This window comes from Pseudomonas sp. NY15372, assembly GCF_048068215.1.
In the GTDB taxonomy this organism is placed as follows: domain Bacteria; phylum Pseudomonadota; class Gammaproteobacteria; order Pseudomonadales; family Pseudomonadaceae; genus Aquipseudomonas; species Aquipseudomonas guariconensis_A.
This window is the reverse complement of sequence record NZ_JBLUPY010000012.1, coordinates 17,036-37,317: the sequence shown is the minus strand read 5'-3', so window position 1 is coordinate 37,317 and position 20,282 is coordinate 17,036. Positions and strand designations below refer to the sequence as shown.

At 60.2% G+C, this 20,282-nt stretch carries 19 protein-coding genes and 2 pseudogenes; 10 read left to right on the top strand and 11 right to left on the bottom strand.

Going from position 1 to position 20,282, the window contains the following annotated elements; translation table 11 throughout:
• Positions 1–137: 137 nt before the first annotated feature.
• A pseudogene (locus ACNFG0_RS11655) lies at positions 138–206 on the top strand (SEC-C metal-binding domain-containing protein); the annotation flags it as partial.
• Between the two features lie 183 nt (positions 207–389).
• Positions 390–1,253: a hypothetical protein gene (locus ACNFG0_RS11650; protein ID WP_416764974.1), complete on the top strand. Its 864-nt coding sequence runs from the start codon at positions 390–392 to the stop codon at positions 1,251–1,253.
• Here ACNFG0_RS11650 and ACNFG0_RS11645 read toward each other — a convergent pair.
• Positions 1,250–1,864, bottom strand: a complete 615-nt coding sequence (locus ACNFG0_RS11645) for a recombinase family protein (protein WP_060480019.1) — start codon at positions 1,862–1,864, stop codon at positions 1,250–1,252. The genes ACNFG0_RS11650 and ACNFG0_RS11645 overlap by 4 nt on opposite strands.
• A 166-nt stretch (positions 1,865–2,030) precedes the next feature.
• On the bottom strand, positions 2,031–2,867 hold the full coding sequence (locus ACNFG0_RS11640; protein ID WP_416764913.1) for a hypothetical protein: 837 nt from the start codon (positions 2,865–2,867) through the stop codon (positions 2,031–2,033).
• Between the two features lie 142 nt (positions 2,868–3,009).
• Between ACNFG0_RS11640 and ACNFG0_RS11635 the strand changes: the two genes are divergently transcribed.
• The 5 genes and pseudogenes from ACNFG0_RS11635 to ACNFG0_RS11615 form a co-directional block, all read left to right on the top strand.
• Positions 3,010–3,375, top strand: a complete 366-nt coding sequence (locus tag ACNFG0_RS11635) for a hypothetical protein (RefSeq protein ID WP_416764911.1) — start codon at positions 3,010–3,012, stop codon at positions 3,373–3,375.
• Between the two features lie 479 nt (positions 3,376–3,854).
• Positions 3,855–5,051 carry a tyrosine-type recombinase/integrase gene (locus tag ACNFG0_RS11630; protein ID WP_416764909.1) on the top strand — a complete coding sequence of 399 codons (1,197 nt, stop codon included), beginning with the start codon at positions 3,855–3,857 and terminating at the stop codon, positions 5,049–5,051.
• 41 nt (positions 5,052–5,092) lie between these two features.
• Positions 5,093–5,692: a DUF4433 domain-containing protein gene (locus ACNFG0_RS11625; RefSeq protein ID WP_416764907.1), complete on the top strand. Its 600-nt coding sequence runs from the start codon at positions 5,093–5,095 to the stop codon at positions 5,690–5,692.
• Between the two features lie 5 nt (positions 5,693–5,697).
• On the top strand, positions 5,698–6,840 hold the full coding sequence (locus ACNFG0_RS11620) for a macro domain-containing protein (RefSeq protein ID WP_416764905.1): 1,143 nt from the start codon (positions 5,698–5,700) through the stop codon (positions 6,838–6,840).
• Between the two features lie 327 nt (positions 6,841–7,167).
• Positions 7,168–7,388: pseudogene (locus ACNFG0_RS11615) on the top strand (arsenic resistance protein); the annotation flags it as partial.
• Between the two features lie 60 nt (positions 7,389–7,448).
• Here ACNFG0_RS11615 and ACNFG0_RS11610 read toward each other — a convergent pair.
• From ACNFG0_RS11610 to ACNFG0_RS11580, 7 genes are all read right to left on the bottom strand, one after another.
• Entirely contained in the window at positions 7,449–8,378 is a 930-nt protein-coding gene (locus tag ACNFG0_RS11610) for a malate dehydrogenase (RefSeq protein WP_416764903.1), read from the bottom strand.
• A 134-nt stretch (positions 8,379–8,512) separates the two neighbouring features.
• A complete protein-coding gene (locus tag ACNFG0_RS11605; RefSeq protein WP_416764901.1) occupies positions 8,513–8,956 on the bottom strand; it encodes a GFA family protein in 444 nt (147 codons plus the stop codon).
• Between the two features lie 265 nt (positions 8,957–9,221).
• Positions 9,222–10,616: a GABA permease gene (gabP, locus tag ACNFG0_RS11600; RefSeq protein WP_416764899.1), complete on the bottom strand. Its 1,395-nt coding sequence runs from the start codon at positions 10,614–10,616 to the stop codon at positions 9,222–9,224.
• A 392-nt stretch (positions 10,617–11,008) separates the two neighbouring features.
• On the bottom strand, positions 11,009–12,019 hold the full coding sequence (locus ACNFG0_RS11595) for a zinc-dependent alcohol dehydrogenase family protein (protein WP_196155459.1): 1,011 nt from the start codon (positions 12,017–12,019) through the stop codon (positions 11,009–11,011).
• A gap of 76 nt (positions 12,020–12,095) precedes the next feature.
• A complete protein-coding gene (locus tag ACNFG0_RS11590; RefSeq protein ID WP_416764896.1) occupies positions 12,096–12,686 on the bottom strand; it encodes an HAD family hydrolase in 591 nt (196 codons plus the stop codon).
• Positions 12,683–13,552: an acyl-CoA thioesterase II gene (gene tesB / locus ACNFG0_RS11585; RefSeq protein ID WP_196145620.1), complete on the bottom strand. Its 870-nt coding sequence runs from the start codon at positions 13,550–13,552 to the stop codon at positions 12,683–12,685. Before tesB ends, ACNFG0_RS11590 begins: the two co-directional genes overlap by 4 nt.
• Positions 13,553–13,644: 92 nt before the next feature.
• Positions 13,645–14,214 (bottom strand): GNAT family N-acetyltransferase, encoded by a 570-nt coding sequence (locus ACNFG0_RS11580; RefSeq protein WP_416764894.1) that lies wholly within the window; start codon positions 14,212–14,214, stop codon positions 13,645–13,647.
• 323 nt (positions 14,215–14,537) lie between these two features.
• Between ACNFG0_RS11580 and ACNFG0_RS11575 the strand changes: the two genes are divergently transcribed.
• The 3 genes from ACNFG0_RS11575 (at position 14,538) to ACNFG0_RS11565 (ending at position 17,786) form a co-directional block, all read left to right on the top strand.
• Positions 14,538–15,227 carry a histidine phosphatase family protein gene (locus tag ACNFG0_RS11575; RefSeq protein ID WP_416764892.1) on the top strand — a complete coding sequence of 230 codons (690 nt, stop codon included), beginning with the start codon at positions 14,538–14,540 and terminating at the stop codon, positions 15,225–15,227.
• A gap of 253 nt (positions 15,228–15,480) precedes the next feature.
• Entirely contained in the window at positions 15,481–16,395 is a 915-nt protein-coding gene (locus ACNFG0_RS11570; protein WP_196145617.1) for a histone deacetylase, read from the top strand.
• Between the two features lie 149 nt (positions 16,396–16,544).
• Positions 16,545–17,786 carry a TIGR03862 family flavoprotein gene (locus ACNFG0_RS11565; protein ID WP_416764891.1) on the top strand — a complete coding sequence of 414 codons (1,242 nt, stop codon included), beginning with the start codon at positions 16,545–16,547 and terminating at the stop codon, positions 17,784–17,786.
• A gap of 100 nt (positions 17,787–17,886) precedes the next feature.
• Here ACNFG0_RS11565 and ACNFG0_RS11560 read toward each other — a convergent pair whose 3' ends face one another.
• Positions 17,887–19,218 carry a DEAD/DEAH box helicase gene (locus ACNFG0_RS11560; RefSeq protein WP_416764889.1) on the bottom strand — a complete coding sequence of 444 codons (1,332 nt, stop codon included), beginning with the start codon at positions 19,216–19,218 and terminating at the stop codon, positions 17,887–17,889.
• A gap of 136 nt (positions 19,219–19,354) precedes the next feature.
• Positions 19,355–20,275: a drug/metabolite exporter YedA gene (yedA, locus tag ACNFG0_RS11555; RefSeq protein WP_416764887.1), complete on the bottom strand. Its 921-nt coding sequence runs from the start codon at positions 20,273–20,275 to the stop codon at positions 19,355–19,357.
• Positions 20,276–20,282 lie beyond the last annotated feature (7 nt).

Sequence of the window (20,282 nt, the reverse complement as noted above, 5' to 3'; positions counted from 1 at the left end):
ATTGCTAACGATTCACGCTGCCTTCCATGGATGTCAGGTGGGTGCAAAAAATGATTGCAGGTTCATAGGCCTCACGTGCGAAGAAGCGGTGGGTTATTTTATGCGCTCAATTTCGCTGGCACGGCAGGGGAAGGGATATGAACAAGCTAGGGAGAAACGACGAATGCTGGTGTGGCTCGGGCAAAAAATTTAAGAAATGTCACCTTGGTCGCGAGTCGGCTCAGCCACATAAACCTTGGGATCTTAGCGCTGCCCATAGGAAACATTTCTCGAAGAAGCTGTGTTCAGCCCCCGACTCTTTCCATTCGCAATGCTCGGGGTCAATCATTGCTGCGCATACTGTGCCCCGCTCGGGAAGCTTGAACCAGATCGCAGATGATGGACACGTTATGTCTTTCATGCCGTCTCTAGAGGGGCTGATCAAGCACAATGGTGTTTTAAAACCTGAAAGGGTGGGTGTGCGACGAGCTTCTACATTCAGCGGTTTCTGCTCCACGCATGATGATGGGCTTTTTGCGCCAATTGAGAAGGATGCATTCGTAGGGAGCCAGGAGCAGTGCTTCCTCCTGGCGTACCGTGCTTATGCACGAGAGATTTACACTAAACGTGCGGCGTCGGAGCAGGCCAAGCTTTACAAGGACCTAGATAGGGGGCGTTCGCCAGATCGACAGATTGAAATCCAGGCGTTCGCCCACCTCCACGGCGCAGGAATTGATGCTGCGTTGCGTGACATAAAGATTCATAAAGCGCGCTTTGACAGATGTTTGACGAGTGGAGACTACTCATCGGTGCGCTCCTACATCATCGAGCTAGAAGGTGCACCACCAGTAATGTGTAGTGGTACCTATGCGCCTAATGTCGATTTTTGGGGGAGGCAGCTGCAGGATATGGCTGATCTAGCGCTGGTCCCAGAACTAATGAGCGTGACCTCTTTCTTTGGCGGAGAAAAGGGGCAGATAGTTTTTTCATGGATGGCTGAGGACGACAGGTGTTGCACGGCTCTGATCAAAAGCTTGGAGCAAATCAATGACGATGATCTGTCCTCCACGCTTGTAGCGTATTTCTTTGACCATTTTGAAAATGTTTTTGCCTCTCCGTCTTGGTGGGATGGATTAGGGCAGTCGAATCAAGATGCCTTGATCCAACGAATGATCGGTGAAATAGGTGTCGCATTCGGGCTCGTGCCACCTAGCAAGTCGCCTTTCAAAATAGCACCGTGGATCATATCCAGGCGCTATCGAGTCGGCTTCTAGAGGTTGGAATCTCGGATGCGCAGTACTGTGGTAGACGAGCAATTGGCGTGCCTCGCGGTGGCTCGAATACCCAGGCCCGCAGCCAGGAGCTCTTTTATGCGATTGTGTAGATTCTCGTCGATTGGGCGGCCCTGATATTTGCCGGCCAGTTTTGCCTTCTGGATACCCTGGGCCTGGCGCTCGCGGCGCTGCTCGTAGTCCTTCCGGGCGATCGCCGCCATCATCTCTACTAGCATCGAGTTGATGGCGGCCAGCATCCGGTGGGTGAACTCGTCGCCCTGCGTATCGCGCATACCTTGATGACTGGTGGGCAGATCCAGGGCGACGATGCGCAAGCCCTTGGAGTCGATCGCCCCCCTGAGCTTGGCCCAGTCATCGGCGGGGAGCCGGGATAGGCGGTCGATGGATTCGACCAGCAGCACGTCACCCGTGCGAGCATCCTTGAGCAGGCGGAGTAATTCAGGCCGATCCGCGGCTGCACCGCTGGCGTTCTCCAGGTACTCGCAGGCGATCACCTTGTTGTGGTCGCTGGCGAACTTCTCCAGGGAGACCCGCGCGCGGCCAGCGTCTTGCTTGTCGGTAGATGCACGGAGATAAGCACGAATGAACATAGTACAACCTGTATCAGTTAGGGTGTTGTTCTAAAGCTGTTGCACTTTAGGTGTTACTTTTCAATATAAAAGGCTGACAAAGCCGAAAATTTCCCGTATCAGCCTAGGCATACCCAAAAAATCGCCGCAGGCTTGCGACCCCCCACGGCGATACAGCTCAGCAGAATTACTTCCCTACGAAGTAGAGCGCTCTGCCCTGATTGAAGATTGCCGCAGGGATCGAGTTTTTCCTCAGCCGCAGGCCAGGGTGGTAGATGTAAATCCATTCAGGGAGGTGTTGCGATGCAAGCAGCATGGCTTCCGACATTGTCATGTCGTTCTTGTAGGCATCAAGCGTGAACTGGTTGTCACGGATGAAGATCGGCCCGTAGCTGAGTGGCGATCTTAGAAAGCTCGGCGATTTAGCAACCCCATCACTGTATGGAATCGGCCGCTCCGCGTAGCTATCTATCAGGGATGCATAGCTGCGGGCATGGCCATCAGGATATTTACCTGTCTGCATTGACAGCTTCGATAGGCCATTGGCAAAAACCTTCTTACGAGCGTCTTCGACCTTACGCAATGCAAGAGAAGATGCAACGTCCGGCGAACTTGCCTGGTCAGCGGGCACCCACGCGATAATCTGCGTTGTGCGCGCCGGATCGCTCGACCCACCCAATAGCATCAAACCCAAACCAATTCCCGCTGCTGCGCCGCCACTCAGGCCTTTAGGTGGAGACGCAGAGCTAAACCCGCTTAATCCAGCATCCCCAATCACTGCCCCAGAGCCGCCAACAGGGCTAGCTCCATCAACTGCCCCTGCCAGCTCGATTGGAACGTCACGCTGCCCGGAAATCCCCATGGCGGTCAGAACATGCATAGCATCCGACCATTTTTCCCTCGGCACATCCTTCGGCTCAGGAAGCTGCACAGTCCTAGCCCCCTGGGTGCCAGAGCACCCAACCAGAAGAGCTATTGTCGCTGCCAGCAAACCGATTCGGATCGTTGTTGATTTGTTACCCATGGCGCCACTCCCTGTTTTGATTGCCGCAGCTTACGATCGCGTCCAGGAAACCCAATGGCATAAACCTTTGAGCTCCGTAAGCTTGGGATTTCCAGAGCCTGGCATACGGTGTCATGCAACCTCATGCATGCGGAGCACCACCATGGAATTTCGTCACTTAGGCAATGGACAGACTTTCCCACCAGTAGCACCGAATGGCCGGATTCACGCCGTACCTGTGACACAGGAAATCCAAGTAGAAATTTTCCGCCTCACCCCAGCAGGCATTGTTGGAAGCGGCGTTGCGGCCAGCTGGGCTGAGATCACGGGCTTCTATTACGACGACGAGTCCTGGGAAATCATCCTGCGCAATTACACCGGAAGGGGAATGCGTTTCCGTCGGGGTGTGCCCTGCGTAATCGTCGAAGACGGTTGCGAAACCCTAAAAACAAATATCCAAGGATTTGCAATTCCAGTTTGCGTAATGAACCGCATCGCATACGAGCAGAAAAAACTGCAGCAGACCTGAGGTGGCCCTTGAGTTTTACAGGACCACCGGACTCACATCACGTTGGGGCTGGGCTCATCGCCCTGGCAGGGAATTTTCCGCCTTTTGATTTCCGTCGCTTTTGTTGCGTGAAAGCGAAACACACGCTGGACAGCCGCACGTAGGCTATCCGTGTAGTTGAAAGGGACTCGGGAAATGACCAAAAACGAAGTTAACCGCTGCCTGCACAAGCAGGAAATCACCGAGAAATCGAAAGACAACGCTTTTCCAGCAAGCCGGAGTCGACGAGCAGTCACGCCCCCGTGCGCGCAATCGAAAACCCTGATCAGTCAGGAGTAACGACACATGCGCTACGTGACCGTCAGGAAATTCGCCAGCGAGTCTGGCTACTCCGAAGACGCTATCCGCTCGAAGCTTCGCGACGGAATTTGGCGGCTCGGAGAAATATGGATCAAGGCACCAGATGGCCGAGTACTAATTGATGTGGAGGGATATGAAACATGGGTAGAGATGGGCGGGGAGTTCGGGCAGTCTCCGACTCGAGTATCGAAATCACGTTCATGTACCGGGGCATTCGGTGTCGTGAGCGCATCCCACTCAAGCCCACCGCCACTAACCTGAAGAAGGCCCAGCAGCACAAGGCAGCGGTTGAGCACGCGATTGCCAATGGCACGTTTGACTACGCTGTCACCTTTCCAGGCTCCCTCCGCGCTGCCAAGTTTGCACCCGAGACCAGCCAGGAAACCGTAGGCGGGTTCTTGACCAGGTGGCTGGAGGCCAAGAAGAAGCACATTTCTAGCAGCACCTTCGAGGGGTACCGGAAAATCGTTGAGCTTCGGCTGATCCCTGCCCTGGGCCACCACCTCATCGTTGACTTCAAGCGCAAGGCAATCCGAGACTGGCTGGACGGCTTGCAGGTAAGCAACAAGACCTTGAGCAACATCCAAAGCTGTCTGCGATCCGCGCTAAATGATGCCGTCGACGAGGAGCTGTTGGATAACAACCCTCTTGCCGGCTGGACCTACGCCCGCAAGGCGGCACCGCCCAGGGAAGATGATGTGGACCCGTTCACTCCAGAAGAGCAGCTGGCGATTTTGGGTGCACTCAATGGCCAAGCCAAGAACATGGTGCAGTTCGCTTTATGGACGGGGCTGCGGACGAGCGAGCTGGTGGCCCTGGAGTGGCGTGATGTGGATTGGGAGCGCGGGGAGGTCATAATCAACCGAGCAATGACCCAGGCTGCCGGTGGCGAAGCTGAGGTGACGAAGACTGCTGCGGGCCGGCGTTCGATCAAACTGCTACGACCTGCATTGGAAGCGCTCAAAGCTCAGAAGGAACATACCTTCTTGGCCGATAAAGAGGTGTTTCAGAACCCACGGACGCTAGAACGCTGGGCTGGTGATCAGCCAATCCGAAAATCAATGTGGCACCCAGCAATGAAACAGGCCGGGGTTCGGTATCGCCGCCCCTACCAAACGCGGCACACCTATGCGTCGATGATGCTGTCAGCTGGCGAGCATCCGATGTGGGTGGCAAAACAGATGGGACATACCGACTGGACGATGATTGCTCGCGTGTATGGCAGATGGATGCCCTCAACGACAGACTCAGCGGGTGATAAAGCAGTTCAAAAATTCTCGGAACGAGGTACGCTTGAGACGGGAATCTTCCCAACGGCTAGAGGCGAAATGCCATAGCTGAGGTATAGTGCGCAGCCTGACGTATGGAAGGGACGCCCATGAGCCATCGCGTAGTAGAGCTACATTGCATTATGCCGATCGAGAATCTTCCGTCTGTTATGCAGCATGGAATTCTGTGTCATGACCGGGCAGAAAAAATTCCTCACAAATCGGTTGCCCTACAGGAGATTCAAGACCGCAGGGTAGGTAAAACTGTTCCTAACGGACTGCGCTTGCATCAGTACGCCAACCTATACTTTAACGCGCGAAACCCGATGATGTACCGAAGGAAGGACGTTCATCAGGATCTGTGTGTGATTCGTATCAGTCTGGATGTGCTGAAGCGCCCGAACGCTGTCGTCAGTGATCAGAATGCGGCCTCCGACTGGGTACGCTTTCACTCTTACCCAGACGGAATGGGCAAAATCCATTTCGATTATGTTTTTGCCGACTGGTGGCACGATGAAGACCTGGCTACCGGTTACCGAAAAAAGGCAGTCAAATGCGCTGAGGCCCTTATCCCTGACGCCGTGGCACCAGGCTACATAACTGGCTTTTACGCATGCGATACCCAAACTAAGCAGAAGGTTGAGCGTGTGTTAGCGGGATTGAACTGGCAGGTACCCGTGACGTCGAACCCTCATCTTTTCTTCAGGTGAACAGCGTGATTAGAGTTCTTATAGGTGACATGTTTCAGAGTGAAGCGCAGACGCTGGTGAACACTGTGAACTGTGTCGGCGTGATGGGCAAAGGTGTTGCGCTAGAGTTCAAAAAGCGCTGGCCTGGCCTCATGCTAGACTATGAGAAACGATGCGCCCAAAAGCTAGTTGAGCCCGGTGTCCCGTATATATATACCGACATTCTCGGAACATCGATTGTCAACTTCCCTACAAAGGGGCATTGGAGATCGGCGTCAAGATTATCCGACATCGAGAAAGGACTAGACATTTTTCTCGAACACTATAAAGCATGGAACATCACGTCAGTCGCATTCCCACCACTTGGCTGTGGAAATGGCGGACTGGAGTGGGAGCTAGTGGGGCCAATAATGTATAAATCGCTATCTAAAATAGACATACCAGTTGAAATATTCGCTCCTTTCGGGACGCCAGCTAGTCAGCTCACTGCTGCTTTCCTTAGCCCTCAACAGCCGCGACTCTTCGGGGAAAGCGAACACAAAGGAACGAAAAATCAAAAACTTAATCCCAACTGGATTGTGCTTTTGGAGGTTCTTTATCAGCTTGAATCGCAACCTTACGCTGCCAAAGTCGGACGTACTATTTTTCAAAAAATATGTCACGCAGTGACAGCGCTCGGAGTTGACACAGAACTCGAGTTCAAAAAAGCCAGCTACGGACCATTTTCCGAGCAAGTACAAAGACTCCTTGGAACCTTGGCAAACGCGAACCTCATCATCGAAGCGCAGCTTGGCAGAATGAACGCGTTGAAGACGGGGCCTGAATACTCTAACGCGCGTGAAAAATTCAAAGACGTCTTGACCTCGAATAACAGTAAAATATCCAAGACTGTAGACTTGTTCAGCCGAATCAAGAACACAGAACAGGCCGAAGAGGTTGCTACGGTGTTTTATGCTGTGAGGAAATTGAAAGAAGCTCAGAATCTCACGACGGTGCCTGAGCGCGAAGTGTTTGATTTTGTGCTGGCCTGGAAAAAAACTTGGGACAATGAAGCCAAGCGTGAAGCGATTGCTTCGGCAATTCGTAACTTGGCCCTCTTAGGCTGGATACGCGTCAGTGTGAGCGAATGCCTGCCTTTGAGCGAAGAGTATGAAGCCATGTCCTGCTGATATATAGCTTCATGGGTACCCGGCGAGACACAACAGGATGCCTAATGACAGCTTAATGCCAGCATTTCACCTGAAAGCCGCATGCACAAAGGGATAGACGGGGGTTCAAATCCCCCCGGCCCATTTAAACGTCCACGGACGTCTCTTTTTTGGGGCTTTGCGATACCCAGAACTAGCATTTTTTACCGGTATGCCACTGACGATTTATTCCCGTGGGGCATCATCAGGTGCCTAGCATAAAACCACCCCCTTCCAACGAGCGTACCCTGAGCAACGCCCAGAAGCTGCATGAGCGCGGGCACGGCAGTCAGCTGGATTCGACCCGCGGCGCCGCTGCTCGGTTTGCTCTCGGCGCGCCCGCGGCACCTACAGCCCAGCGAGCCACACGCGGTAAATCTTCAGCGCCTCCACGCGCAACTCACTGGTGGTATTGCCGCTACCGCTGGCCTTACCTGAAAACATCCGCAGGCTGACAGCGGCAGCAGCCCATTACCCAGTCATTGCCCGAACTAATCTACATTCGAACAGCACCCCGGCTGATACATTGACTCGCTCCCCGTGCCTATTCCTGCCCGGATCTTGTTCATCAGCACCAACCCCTACCCTGCTCACAACGCTTTCATCTCAGCAATATCCCGCGCCACCTGATCTGCAGAGTGGTCAAACATCACCTGCTCCTGCACATCCAGCGGCAACTCGATCACCCGCGCCAGTCCCTGCTCTGCCAGTACACAAGGCACGCCCATGGCGATGTCGTGACGCCCGTACTCGCCCTGCAAAATGGCCACCGCGGGCAAAATGCGGTTTCGTCGATTGGCGATCGCATCGACCATCTGGGCAATGGCCACACCCGGCGCATCGCAGGCGCTGCCGAGTTTCTTCAGGCCGAGGATCTCACCCCCACCTTTGCGTGTACGCTCGACAATTTGCTCGATCTGCTCATTGCTCAAGAAGTGCGACAACGGCACCGAGCCGATCTGGCAGTAGCGCATCAGCGGCACCATGCTGTCACCATGCCCGCCCAGCACCAGCGCCGTGATGTCCCGGGCCGAAAACCCTGTTTGCTCGGCGATGAAGCACTTCATGCGGGCAGTGTCCAACACGCCGGCCTGCCCGAACACCTTGTCGCGCCCCAGGCCGCTGATACTCCAGGCCCGGTAAGTGAGCACGTCGACTGGGTTGGACACCACCAGCACCGTTGCCGTAGGTGCATGCTGTTTGATATCGGCCATGATGCTGTCGAGGATGGGCAAGTTGGTACTCAGCACATCCTGACGCGACTGGCCTGGCTTGCGCGGAACGCCTGCAGTGATGACCACCAGCTCGGAGCCCTCCAGCATCCCGGCTTTGGCCCCGCCGTAGACACGGGTATCAGACCCGGACTCTACGGCAGCCTGCCACACATCGAGCGCCTTCCCCTGCGCCAGCTCACCCTGAACGTCCATCAACACCAGCTCACGGCATAACTCATCCCGAGCGATGATTTGCGCTGCCGCCTCGCCGACCAGTCCGGCACCCACGATTGTCAGTTTGTTCATCAGACACCTCCTAGCGGCGTGCGCCACCAGGAACACGCCTGCGTATAGAGAAGTATCGTCCGCTGGGACGAAAACACATCCGAAAACTTGCGCCGTCGCAGGCCTGTTATGAGTGACCTTTTGGGGCCATGAAGTCACTCAACATGTCGCGCATAACGCAGCCACCCGGCAATGCCTGAGCCGCCTTCTACGCGGTCTTTGGGATGATTCCGGCCCTCATTGACAGGCACTTCCGGGAAGTCGAACGGGCTCATTCCCTCGATACACGCCACGTTGACGCCGTATTGGTCCGGCGCAGAACGGCGTTGGTGGAACGTGTAGATGCCGCACTTGGAGCAGAAGTAATGTTTTGCTTCGCGTGTATTGAACTGATAGAGGGTGAGTGCCTCTTTCCCCTGGGTCACTGTGAGGTCGTTCAGGTTGGCCGATACCGCTACGGCACCCCGCATACGACAGAGCGAGCAATTACATCTGCGCGCGGTACGTAAACCATCGGTCAGGCGCACAGTAAAGCGGACAGTCCCGCAATGGCAGGCCGCTTGGTAGAGTGGACGGTCATCGTTGCTGGCATCGGTCATGACGGGCCTCTAGTCGGTTCCTGAAGGCGAAGCGTGGGCTTGCCACAGGTGCAATTCCTCAGGGCTGTGTGATCTCCCTCAAAGCATACACTCACCCCTTTCGCGAGGAGGTGGCATGCCGTCGCGCAGCCTGGCAGCCGAACATCCCGGCCTCCCAGACATCGTGGCAAGAGCTCTACCGCCCTCATACCAAAACACCTCGCCCACAACGAAAAAAGGCATCTGTCGCCAGATGCCTTTTCCCTTAAACAAGCTCGACCGACCGTCAGCCCACCGAACGAGCCACCGCTGCCGCCCGCGCCTGCCCACGGCTGGTGATGATCCCCAAGAAGGAAATCACCAACGCCAAGCCCAGGGTCGAAGTCACTTCCGCGCGATGCTCCTCGGTGAACATCATCACGCCCAAGGCGCCAGCGATGAAGATGATCACCGCCCAGGTCAGGTACGGGAACAACCACATGCGGAACTTCAGCTCAGTGCTTTCGCGCTCCAGGCGGCGGCGCATGCGCAGCTGGGAAATGGCGATGGCCATGTACACCAGCAAAGCAATGGCGCCAGAACTTGCCAGCAGGAACTCGAACACGCCCTTGGGCGCGAAGTAGTTGAGGATGGCGATGCCCGCTCCGATCAGGGTGCTGCCGAACACGGCTGCGTAGGGTACGCCGGCTTTGTTGGTGTGGTTCAGGACGGCCGGGGCGTCGCCGCGCTTGGCCAGGGAGTACATCATCCGCGAGGCGATGTAGATCGACGAGTTCATGCAGCTGGTCACTGCCACCAGTACCACCAGGTCGACCATGAATGCGGCATTGGGGATGTTCATGATTTCCAGGGCGCGCTGGTAGGAACCCACGACTGCCAGTTGCGGGTCGTTCCACGGCACGATGGAGATGATCACGAAGATCGACAGGATATAGAACGTGCTGATACGCCAGATCACCGAGCGGGTAGCCTTGGCGATGTTGCGCGATGGGTCGCTGGACTCGGCTGCAGCGATGGTCACCGCCTCGGTGCCGATGAAGCTGAACATCACGGTGATGAAGGCGCCGACCACTGCGGACCAACCCTTGGGCGTGAAGCCGCCATGCTCGGCCATCAAGGTGCTCAGGCCGCTGACCTCGCGGTTTGGCAGCCAGCCCATGAGGGCCGCGAAGCCCAGGCCGATGAAGCCAAGGATCGCCGTGACCTTGAGAATCGCGAACCAGAATTCGAATTCGCCGTACTTGGCCACACTGAACAGGTTGGTACCCGCGAGCAGCACGACCGACAACAAGGCGAAGATCCAGCTGTCCACCTGGGGGAACCAGGCGTTCAGCACGTGGCCTGCGGCCAATGCTTCGATAGGGATCACCAATACCCAGAACCACCAGTACAACCATCCGATGGTGTAGCCGGCCCAGCGGCCGATGGCTTGTTCAGCGTAGGTAGAGAAGGAGCCGGTGTCTGGATGGGCGACGGCCATCTCACCGAGCATGCGCATGACCAGAACCACCAGGGTCCCGGCCACGAAATAAGAAAGAATGGTAGCTGGCCCGGCCGCCGCGATGGCGTGCCCGGAACCTACGAAAAGTCCGGCACCGATGATGCCCGCAATGGACAGCATCGTTACATGACGTGGCTTGAAACCTTGTGCAAGGTTGCCATCAGATCCCACGGTGTTCATTGATCTTGTTCTCTTTTTGCTGACACAAGGAAGGACGGGCAGACGTAGGCGAAAAGCTTCTCCTTTGAAAGAACGGTAACCAGATACACCACTCACGCTCAGGGCGATGCACCGATAAAAAAAACCGGGGTCCACTTTAAGCCGGGGTGGGCGAGGGCAAAATACTCGAAAACGCCGCGCAACTGTTCGATCACGACACTGCTTTGCCAAGCACGTCATATTGTCAAATTGCCATCGACAGACGCTCTGGGACGAGCGTTCCAGCAAAATGACGCGGGGCCGCTGCATGCCCCATCGCCGGCAAGCCGGCCCACAAGCAACGCGTTGATGCTGAAAACAGCACTGTACCTGTGGAAGCGGCGATGGGCTTCCCGGCAGCCCCACTGGCTGGATCAATAAGTCAGGCAGATCTTGCCGAAATGGCGATTGCTTTCCTGGTAGCGGAAGGCCTCGACGATCTGCTCGAGCTCGAAGTGCTTGTCGACCACCGGCCGCAGGCCATTGGCATCGATCGCGCGGATCATCGCCTGCTGCTGGGCACGGCTGCCCACCAGCACGCCTTGCAGGCGAATCTGCCGGACCAGCGCCTGAACCAGCGGCAGTTGCCCGGCAACGCCGGTGAGGATGCCGATCAGCGAGACATGCCCGCCAATGCGCGCAGCGATCATCGACTGCTCCAGGGTGGCCGGGCCGCCCACCTCGATCACATGGTCCACGCCACGGTTACCCGTAAGCTCACGCACCTTTTCGCCCCACGCGGGGGTGCTGCGGTAGTTGATCAGGTGATCGGCGCCCAGGGCCTTGAGGCGCTCGAGCTTGGCATCGCTGGAAGAGGTGGCGATCACCGTGGCGCCGGCCAGCTTGGCGAACTGCAGGGCGAAGATCGATACCCCACCGGTGCCCTGCACCAGTACCGTATCGCCTGGCTTGAGATGGTCATCGCTCATCAGCGCGCGCCAGGCGGTCAGGCCGGCGGTGGTGAGGGTCGCCGCCTCGGCATGGCTGTAGCCCTGGGGCGCCAGGGTGAAGGCGGTGGCGCGGGCGGTTACCTGCTCGCGGGCATAGCCGTCGATGCCATCACCTGGCACGGTGGCGAAACCCTCCACGTTCGCCTGGCCGTCGAGCCAGCCAGGGAAGAACGTGCTCACCACCGAATCCCCGACCTTGAACTCGCTTACACCCAGGCCCACGGCAACCACCTCGCCCGCACCGTCGGCCATGGGAATGCGCCGTTCGCTCGGGCCCCACATGCCGCTGACCACGGCGAAGTCATGGTAGTTGAGGGAGCTTGCGTGTAGGCGCACGGTGATCTCGCCAGCCTGGGGCGCAGGCGCCTCGCAAGTGCCGACCTGGACCTTGTCGTAACCGCCGCCGGGTAGGACGTAGATCGCTTTGCTGCTCATGGCTGGGTCTCCTTGGTAAGTCGAAAATTGCAGTGCAGCTTATTGTAGGGGCGCGCTTGCCCGGCGATGAAGCCGGTCAGCCCAACAACCCTCGCAGCGCATGACAGTCCGCCGCGTGCCAGTCCACAAGCTCCGGCCAGGGGTTGTCCGGCAGGTTGACCAATACCGTGCGTGCACCGGCGGCACGCCCGCAGTCCAGGTCGAAACGGTAGTCGCCGACCATCACCAGCTCGCTCGGCGCCACGTCCCAGGCACGGGCGATCTTCAGCAAGCCGTCGGGGTTGGGCTTGGGCGCGGCTTCGTCACGGCCAAGGATATGCTCGACCGGGAAACAGTCCGCCAGGCCGATCGCCTCCAGCGTCACATGTGCCAGCTCTCGAGCGTTACGCGTGAGAATGCCCAACTGGCAGCCGCGCCCGGCCAGTTCACGCACCAGCTCGACGGCACCGGCCGCCGGGCGCGAGGCAATCGCCAGGTCCCGTTCATGCTCCAGCAGCCAGGCGTGCTTGGTGGTCGCCTCCTCCACCGGCAAAGCCGCCAGGTGGGTGAGGATGTCGTGCTCCGGCGGGATGCCCAACGCCTCGCGGATGGCGGCGAAATCATGCACGGCCACCGTCAGGGTGCCGTCCATGTCGAACACCCAATGGCGAATGGCACCAAGGCTCACGCCCAGTCCTCGCGGTGGCGGATCAGGCCTTCCTGGCACGACGATGCCACCAACTGGCCGGCGCGGTTGAAGATGCTGCCGCGGTTGAACCCGCGTGCGTTGCCGGCCCACGGGCTGTCGGTGGCGTAGAGCAGCCAATCATCGGCGCGCAGGTCGCGGTGGAACCACAAGGCGTGATCGAGGCTGGCGATCTGCATGTCCTTCTGCCACACCGACTTGCCATGGGGCAGCAGCGAGGTGGTCAGCAGACCGAAGTCCGAGGCGTAGGCCAGCAGGTATTTGTGCAGGGCCGGCATGTCCGGCAGCTTGCCGTCTGCGCGGAACCAGGCGTACTTGATCGGCTCACCCGCCTTGGGGTTGAACGGGTCACGCTCGGTGACCGGGCGGATCTCGATCGGCTTGGCACACAGCACCTTGTCACGAATGCGCTCGGGCAACCGGTCGGCCATGGCGCTGGCCAGCTCGACCTCGGTGGGCAGGTTTTCCGGGCCGACCACGTCAGGCATCTGCACCTGGTGCTCGAAGCCGCCCTCGTCGTACTGGAACGACGCGCTGCAGGTGAAGATGGCATGGCCCTTCTGGATCGCCGTTACCCGCCGGGTGCTGAAGCTGCCGCCGTCACGCACGCGGTCCACCGAGTACACCACCGGCATGCTGGCATCGCCTGGGCGCAGGAAGTAGCCGTGCAGCGAGTGCACATGGCGGGCTTCCTCGACCGTCTGGCTCGCGGCCGACAGCGACTGGCCCAGCACCTGGCCACCGTACAGCTGGCGGAAACCCAGGTCCTGGCTGCGCCCGCGGAACAGGTTCTCTTCGATGGATTCAAGGCTCAACAGGTCGACCAGGTCGTCCAATACATGGCTCATGGGGTTCTCCTAGCAAGGCATCACGGCTCTACGGCGCAGTTATGAAGCAAATGATACAGGGTTTGTCATTGACGCCCTGCATAAGCTGCCATTCAGCTACGCAGGGTTTCTTGCCAACGTGCCCGGTCGATGCGGTACAGCACATGGGGGCGCAAGGGGTGGCCGGCAGCCAGGCGGGGGTGTTCGAAACTGCCGACGGGGTCCTGGACCATGCCGATGGCCTGCATGACCTTCTGCGACGGCAGGTTGCTCTCGGTCGTGAACGACACCACTTCGTCCAGGCGCAATTGGGCGAAAGCACAACGCAGGCAGGTCCAGGCCGCCTCGCTGGCAAAGCCAAGCCCCCAGTGCCGCCGGGCCAGCCGCCAACCGATCTCCACGGCCGGGGCGAACGGGGCCTCGAAATTCACATTGAGCAGGCCGGTCATGCCGATGAACGCACCACTGTCCTTGCGCTCCAGCGCCCACAGCCCGAAGCCGTACTCATTGAAATGCCCCCGAATGCGCCCGATCAGCGCTGCCGCCTCCAGGCGCGTCATCGGCGCGGGGAAGTAGCGCATCACCTGGGGGTCGGCGCACAGCGCAGCGAACTCGCGCAGGTCGTCGTCCTGCCACTGGCGCAGGATCAGGCGCGCGCTCTCCAGTTCGAGGATGGAGGTCATCAGGGCCGCTCCGCATTCAAAGTCATGCACTCTATAGCGTAGGCGCAGGCCTGGCCTTCACCTAGGCTCTGTCTGAAAAGCCTTGATACTTGGTCATGCTGCGTTGAAAACAGCCTCGGAATGCCCATTTACAACCCGTAAACTCCGCTTCCTCGGCTGTTTTCGCCTTGCCTGACCGGCGTCTCAAGACTTTTCAGACAGAGCCTAGCCCCCAAGGCGTGAATGTATTTTTCACGCCCACTTCACCCGCCCCCGACAGCGCACTTCGCACAATGCCCGTATAGATCGCGGCCTGCCCGCGTCATCGGTCACCGGAGTGAAGCATGCAGTCGAGCAATACCCTGGAAAACCCCGCTGTTCACCTACCCCCCAAGCGACGTCGCCATTCATACAAGGCCCAGATCGCAGTCGTCGGCCTGCTCCTGGTGCTGGCCGCGCTGACCACTTGGCTATCGACGAGGACGCACATCGTGGACCTTGCCACTGAACAACAGCTGAGCGACAGCGGCCTGCTGCAGGATTGGGCAGAGGGCGCGGTCATCGTCATGATCCGCCATGCCGAACGCTGCGACAGCGCCCCAGGCCCCTGCCTGGACGACCCAAGCGGAATCACCGTCTCCGGCAGCCAGGCTGCAACCCGGGTCGGCCAAGGTTTGCACGAACTGAGCCTGGACACAGCCGACCTGTACAGCAGCCCCAAGCTGCGCACCCGGCAGACGGCCCATTTCATTCTGGGCCAGCCCGTGCCCAACGCGAGCTGGCTGGAGCGCTGCGACAGCCGCTTTGCCGAAGAGGCCATAGCCCGCAAACGCCCGGGTCATAACCTGGTGCTGGTCACCCACAACGGTTGCATCGACCATTTCCAACGCTCGCTGAACGTACCCGGCGGCGAGCGGGAAAGCGGCTATGCCAGTGCGTTGTTCGTCTCGGTGGCCAGTAACGGCAAGGCACGCATCCTCGGCCGCCTGAACGAGCCTGACTGGCAGCGCGTGTTGGCCACAATCGGTCGATAACCCCTTCGCAAGGGCTTCGTTCTCGATCGCGGGACAAGCCCGCTCCCACAGAGGTCAGCGCTTGTCACTGGCTCTTTGCGCGGCCACACATAACTATTTGATTTTGCGGGATCTTGGAGCGGGCTTGTCCCGCGATCAAGGGCTAAGCCCTTGCCAGGCAACGGTGATATCGGGCCCGGCCTGCTCGCGCCTCGGTGGTATCCCCGGGCTACTGCTGGCAAGATCAGCGCCTGCCCCTAGATGCGATACCACCATGCCGTTGCCGCTGATCTACCACGACGACTACAGCCCGGAATTCCCCCCCGAGCACCGCTTCCCCATGGACAAGTTCCGCCTGCTACGCGATCACCTGGTCGACAGCGGCCTGGCCATGGACACCGAGCTGCTGCGTCCGCAGATCTGCCCCAACGACATCCTCGCCCTGGCCCATGACCGCGGCTACATCGAACGCTACATGCAGGGCGAGCTGTCCCGTGAAGACCAGCGCCGCCTCGGCCTGCCCTGGAGCGAGGCCTTGGCGCGGCGTACCGTGCGCGCCGTGGGCGGCTCGCTGCTGACCGCCGAAATGGCCCTTGAACAGGGCATCGCCTGTCACCTGGCCGGCGGCACCCATCATGCTCATTACGACCACCCGGCCGGGTTCTGCATCTTCAACGACCTGGCGGTGATCAGCCGCTACCTGCTGGAAGCCGGTCGCGTGCACCGGGTGCTGATCTTCGACTGCGATGTCCACCAGGGCGACGGCACCGCACGTATTCTCCACGACACGCCAGAGGCCATCACCGTGTCGCTGCATTGCGAGCAGAACTTCCCCGCGCGCAAGGCCCAGAGCGATTGGGACATCCCCTTGCCCCGTGGCATGGGCGACAATGCCTACCTGAAGGTGGTGGACGATGCCCTGAACTACCTGCTGCCGCTGTATCAGCCGGACCTGGTGCTGTACGACGCCGGCGTGGACGTGCACAAAGACGACGCCCTGGGCTACCTGCAACTGACCGATGCGGGCCTGGCCGCCCGTGACGAACATGTCATGCGCCATTGCCTTGGACGCGACATTCCCGTAGCCGGGGTGATTGGCGGTGGCTACAGCAAGGACCGCCAGGCCTTGGCCAAACGCCACGGTATTCTTCATCACAGCGCGGCGCGGGTGCTCGGTTGTTCACAATGACTGTGGAACCGCCTGTGGATAACCTGCGAGAAAGCCGCTGCAGGCCCCTAACCGCCTGATGTACAAAGCGCTGGTTATTTTTTGCACAGTGTTTCCCCAGGCCTGCCTGGGGTAGAATGCCGGCTCTTTTCCACAGCCTGAAAACCTCCATGCCCAGCCAACGCCCCGCCTCCCCTCCCCTTGTCGCCGTCATCGGTGGCGGCCCCGCCGGCCTGATGGCTGCCGAGGCACTGGCAGGCGCCGGCATGGCCGTGCAGGTGTTCGACGCCATGCCGTCGGTGGGCCGCAAGTTCCTGCTGGCCGGCGTGGGCGGCATGAACATCACCCATTCCGAACCTTACGCAGCCTTCGTTGCGCGCTACGCCGAACGTCACGACGAAATCGACGCCCTGCTTCGCGACCTGGACGCCGAGGCCTTGCGCCAATGGATCCACGGCCTGGGCATCGAGACCTTCGTCGGCACGTCCGGTCGGGTGTTCCCCCGCGACATGAAGGCCGCGCCGCTACTGCGCGCCTGGCTCAAGCGCCTGCGCGACAGCGGTGTGGTTATCCACACCCGCCACCGCTGGCTGGGCTGGAACGACGACGGCGCCTTGCGAATCGCTTATCCACAGGGCGAACTGCATCTGCACGCCGATGCCGTCGTCCTGGCGCTCGGGGGCGGCAGTTGGGCGCGCCTGGGTTCCGATGGCAGCTGGCAGTCATTGTTGGCCGAACGGGGTGTGGATATCTCGCCGCTGCGACCGAGCAACTGTGGCTTCGAAGTGGAAGGATGGAGCGAGCTGCTCAAAGCGAAGTTCGCGGGCGCGCCCCTGAAGAACATCGCCCTGAGCGTGCCGGGCAGTACACCGCGCAAAGGTGAATTCATCCTCACCGCCCAAGGCGTGGAAGGCAGCCTGGTCTATGCGTGGTCTGCAGCGGTGCGCGAGGCCATCCACCGCGATGGCCGGGCCACCTTACTGCTTGACCTGCTACCGGACCGGCCTGTGGATAAAGTCGTTCAGGCCCTGGCCAAGCCGCGAGGGTCCCGCTCCATGGCTAAACACTTGCAAAGCCAGTTGGGGATCGACGGGGTCAAGGCGGCATTGCTGCGTGAACTGACCGACCCGGCGACCTTCGCTGACCCCGCTTCGCTGGCCAAGGCGATCAAGGCCCTGCCGATCGAACTGGTGCGCACGCGGCCATTGGACGAGGCGATCAGCAGCGCCGGTGGCGTGCGTTTCGAAGGGGTGGACGAAGGCTTGATGCTCAAGCAAATGCCTGGCGTATTTTGCGCGGGGGAAATGCTCGATTGGGAGGCGCCGACCGGGGGTTACCTGCTGACCGCCTGCTTTGCCAGTGGGCTGCGAGCGGGCAAGGCGGCCGTGCAGTGGCTGGAGCGGCGTCGCTGATAATGGGGCTGCTTCGCAGCCCAATCGCGGGACAAGCCCCACAAAGACCGTGTGGGAGCGGGCTAGCCCCGCGATTGGGCCGCACAGCGGCCCCAAGCGCTCAAGGCTTACGCTTACGCGGCCCGCTGTTGAAACTCGGCACCTTGCGCACCGGTTTGACCGCAGGCTCCGCAAAACTCGCCTCGGCACTGTCCATCCAACGCCCCAACCCACGCTTGGCGCTGGTCTCCTTCGGCTTCTTGGGCTTTTTCGGCTTCTTCAGCACCTGCCCGTTGGCATCGGTCAACGGCACCCGGTGATCTGGAATGAAGTCCGGCTCTTCATGGCGCGCCAGCGTCTGGCGAATCAGCGTCTCGATGGCCGCCAGCAGCTGCACTTCATCGGCACACACCAGCGAGATCGCCTCGCCCTTGTTGCCCGCCCGGCCGGTGCGGCCGATACGGTGCACGTAGTCTTCGGCCACGATCGGCAGGTCGAGGTTGACCACCAACGGCAAGTCGTCGATATCCAGGCCCCGGGCGGCGACATCGGTGGCCACCAGCACTTGGATCTCACGCGCCTTGAAGCTGTCCAGGGCGCGCTGGCGGGTGGCCTGCGGGCGGTCGCCATGGATGCCATCGGCATTCACGCCTTCGCCCAGTAGCCGCTCCACCAGCTGGTCGACGCCATTGCGTGTCTTGGCGAACACCAACACCTGCTTCCAGCGCTGCTTACGCAGCAAATGGCAGAACAGGTCGGCCTTGCGCTTCTTGTCCACCGGTACCAACCACTGCTTCACGGTGCTGGCGGTGGTGTTGCGTGGGCTGACCTCGATGCTCAGCGGATCGTTCAAGGCCAGGCCCGCAAGCATACGGATCTGGTCGGAGAAGGTCGCGGAGAACAGCAGCGTCTGGCGTTTGCGCGGCAAGGCGGCATACACCGCCTGCAGCTCTTCGGCAAAGCCCAGGTCGAGCATGCGGTCGGCCTCGTCGAGCACCAGCACCTGCACCTGGCCGAACTTGACCGCGTTCTGGCGGAACAGGTCGAGCAGGCGGCCGGGGGTGGCCACCAGCAGGTCGACGCCCCGACGCAGGCGCATCATCTGGGGGTTGATGCTGACTCCGCCATACACCGCGTAAGTGCTCACCGGCAGGTTTTCGGCGTACTCGCGAACGTTGGCATGAACCTGCTCGGCCAGTTCGCGGGTCGGCACCAGCACCAGGGCACGAATGGAATTGCTCTGCACCTTTTCCCCTTCCAGGGCCAAGCGCTGCAGAACCGGCAAGGCGAAACCGGCAGTCTTGCCGGTGCCGGTCTGGGCGGCGGCCATCAGGTCGCGGCCGGCCAGCACGGCAGGAATGGCCTGGGCCTGGACCGGGGTGGGAGTGGTGTAGTCCAACTGCTGCAGGGTGCGCAACAAGGGTTCGATCAGGCCGAGTTTGGCGAAATTCATGGAGATACCGTCAGGGGTTCAGCGAAGGCGGCAGTTTACCGCAACCGGTGCCTTGCCTGGGGCCAACGTCGGCCTGTCTGTAGGAGCGGCCTTGGTGCCGCGAAAGGGGCCGCACAGCGGCCCCGGCAAACCCAACCTACTTACACATCTCGCCCTTGAGTGGCACCGGCTGCTCAGGTGCCTTGCGCCATTGCGGCAGGCCGATCAACACCACCGCCCCGATGATCACCGCCATCGCCACGCACTCCTCCACACCGATCTGCTCACCTGCGAAAACGATGCCCAACAGCACCGCCACCGCCGGGTTGACGTACGCATAGCTGGTGGCCGCCGCCGGGCGCACATGCTTGAGCAGGTACATGTAGGCGCTGAACGCCAGGATCGAACCGAAGAACACCAGGTACGCCAGCGCCCCCCAACCCGCTGCGGTAGGCATCTGCACCAGGCGCTCACCGCTGACCGCACTGCCGATCAGCAGCGCGGCCCCACCGACCAGCATCTCGGCAGCACTGGCCATGGCCCCCTGGGGCAACGGCAGGCTCTTGCTCCACACCGAGCCAAAGGCCCAGGCCGCTGCGGCGAACAGGATCAGCGCCGCGCCCATGGGGCTGGCCTGCAGGTTGGAGCCCAGGTTGAGCATGCCGATACCCACCAGGCCAAGGACGATGCCCGCCCACTCCAAGCGCGAATTGCGGTGCCCGAACAGCAAGCCGAACACCAGGGTGAACAGCGGCACCGTCGCCACCGCCAGCGCCGCAACGCCCGACGCCACCCCGGCATGCTCGGCCAGGGTCACGCCACCATTGCCGCAGCTGAGCAGCAAGAAGCCGATCGCGCCCGCCGCGCGCCACTGGGGCCAGGTCGGCGCGGGGACGCCACGCCAGCGCAGGAAGCCATACAACAGGCTGCCGGCAATGACGAAACGCACCCCGGCCATGAGCATCGGCGGCCAGGACTCGACCCCGATACGAATGAATAGGTAGGTGGACCCCCAGACCAGGTAGAGGGCCAGGAAGGCGCCGATGAGCAACAACGGGACAGGACGGGAGGCAGACATGGGAAAA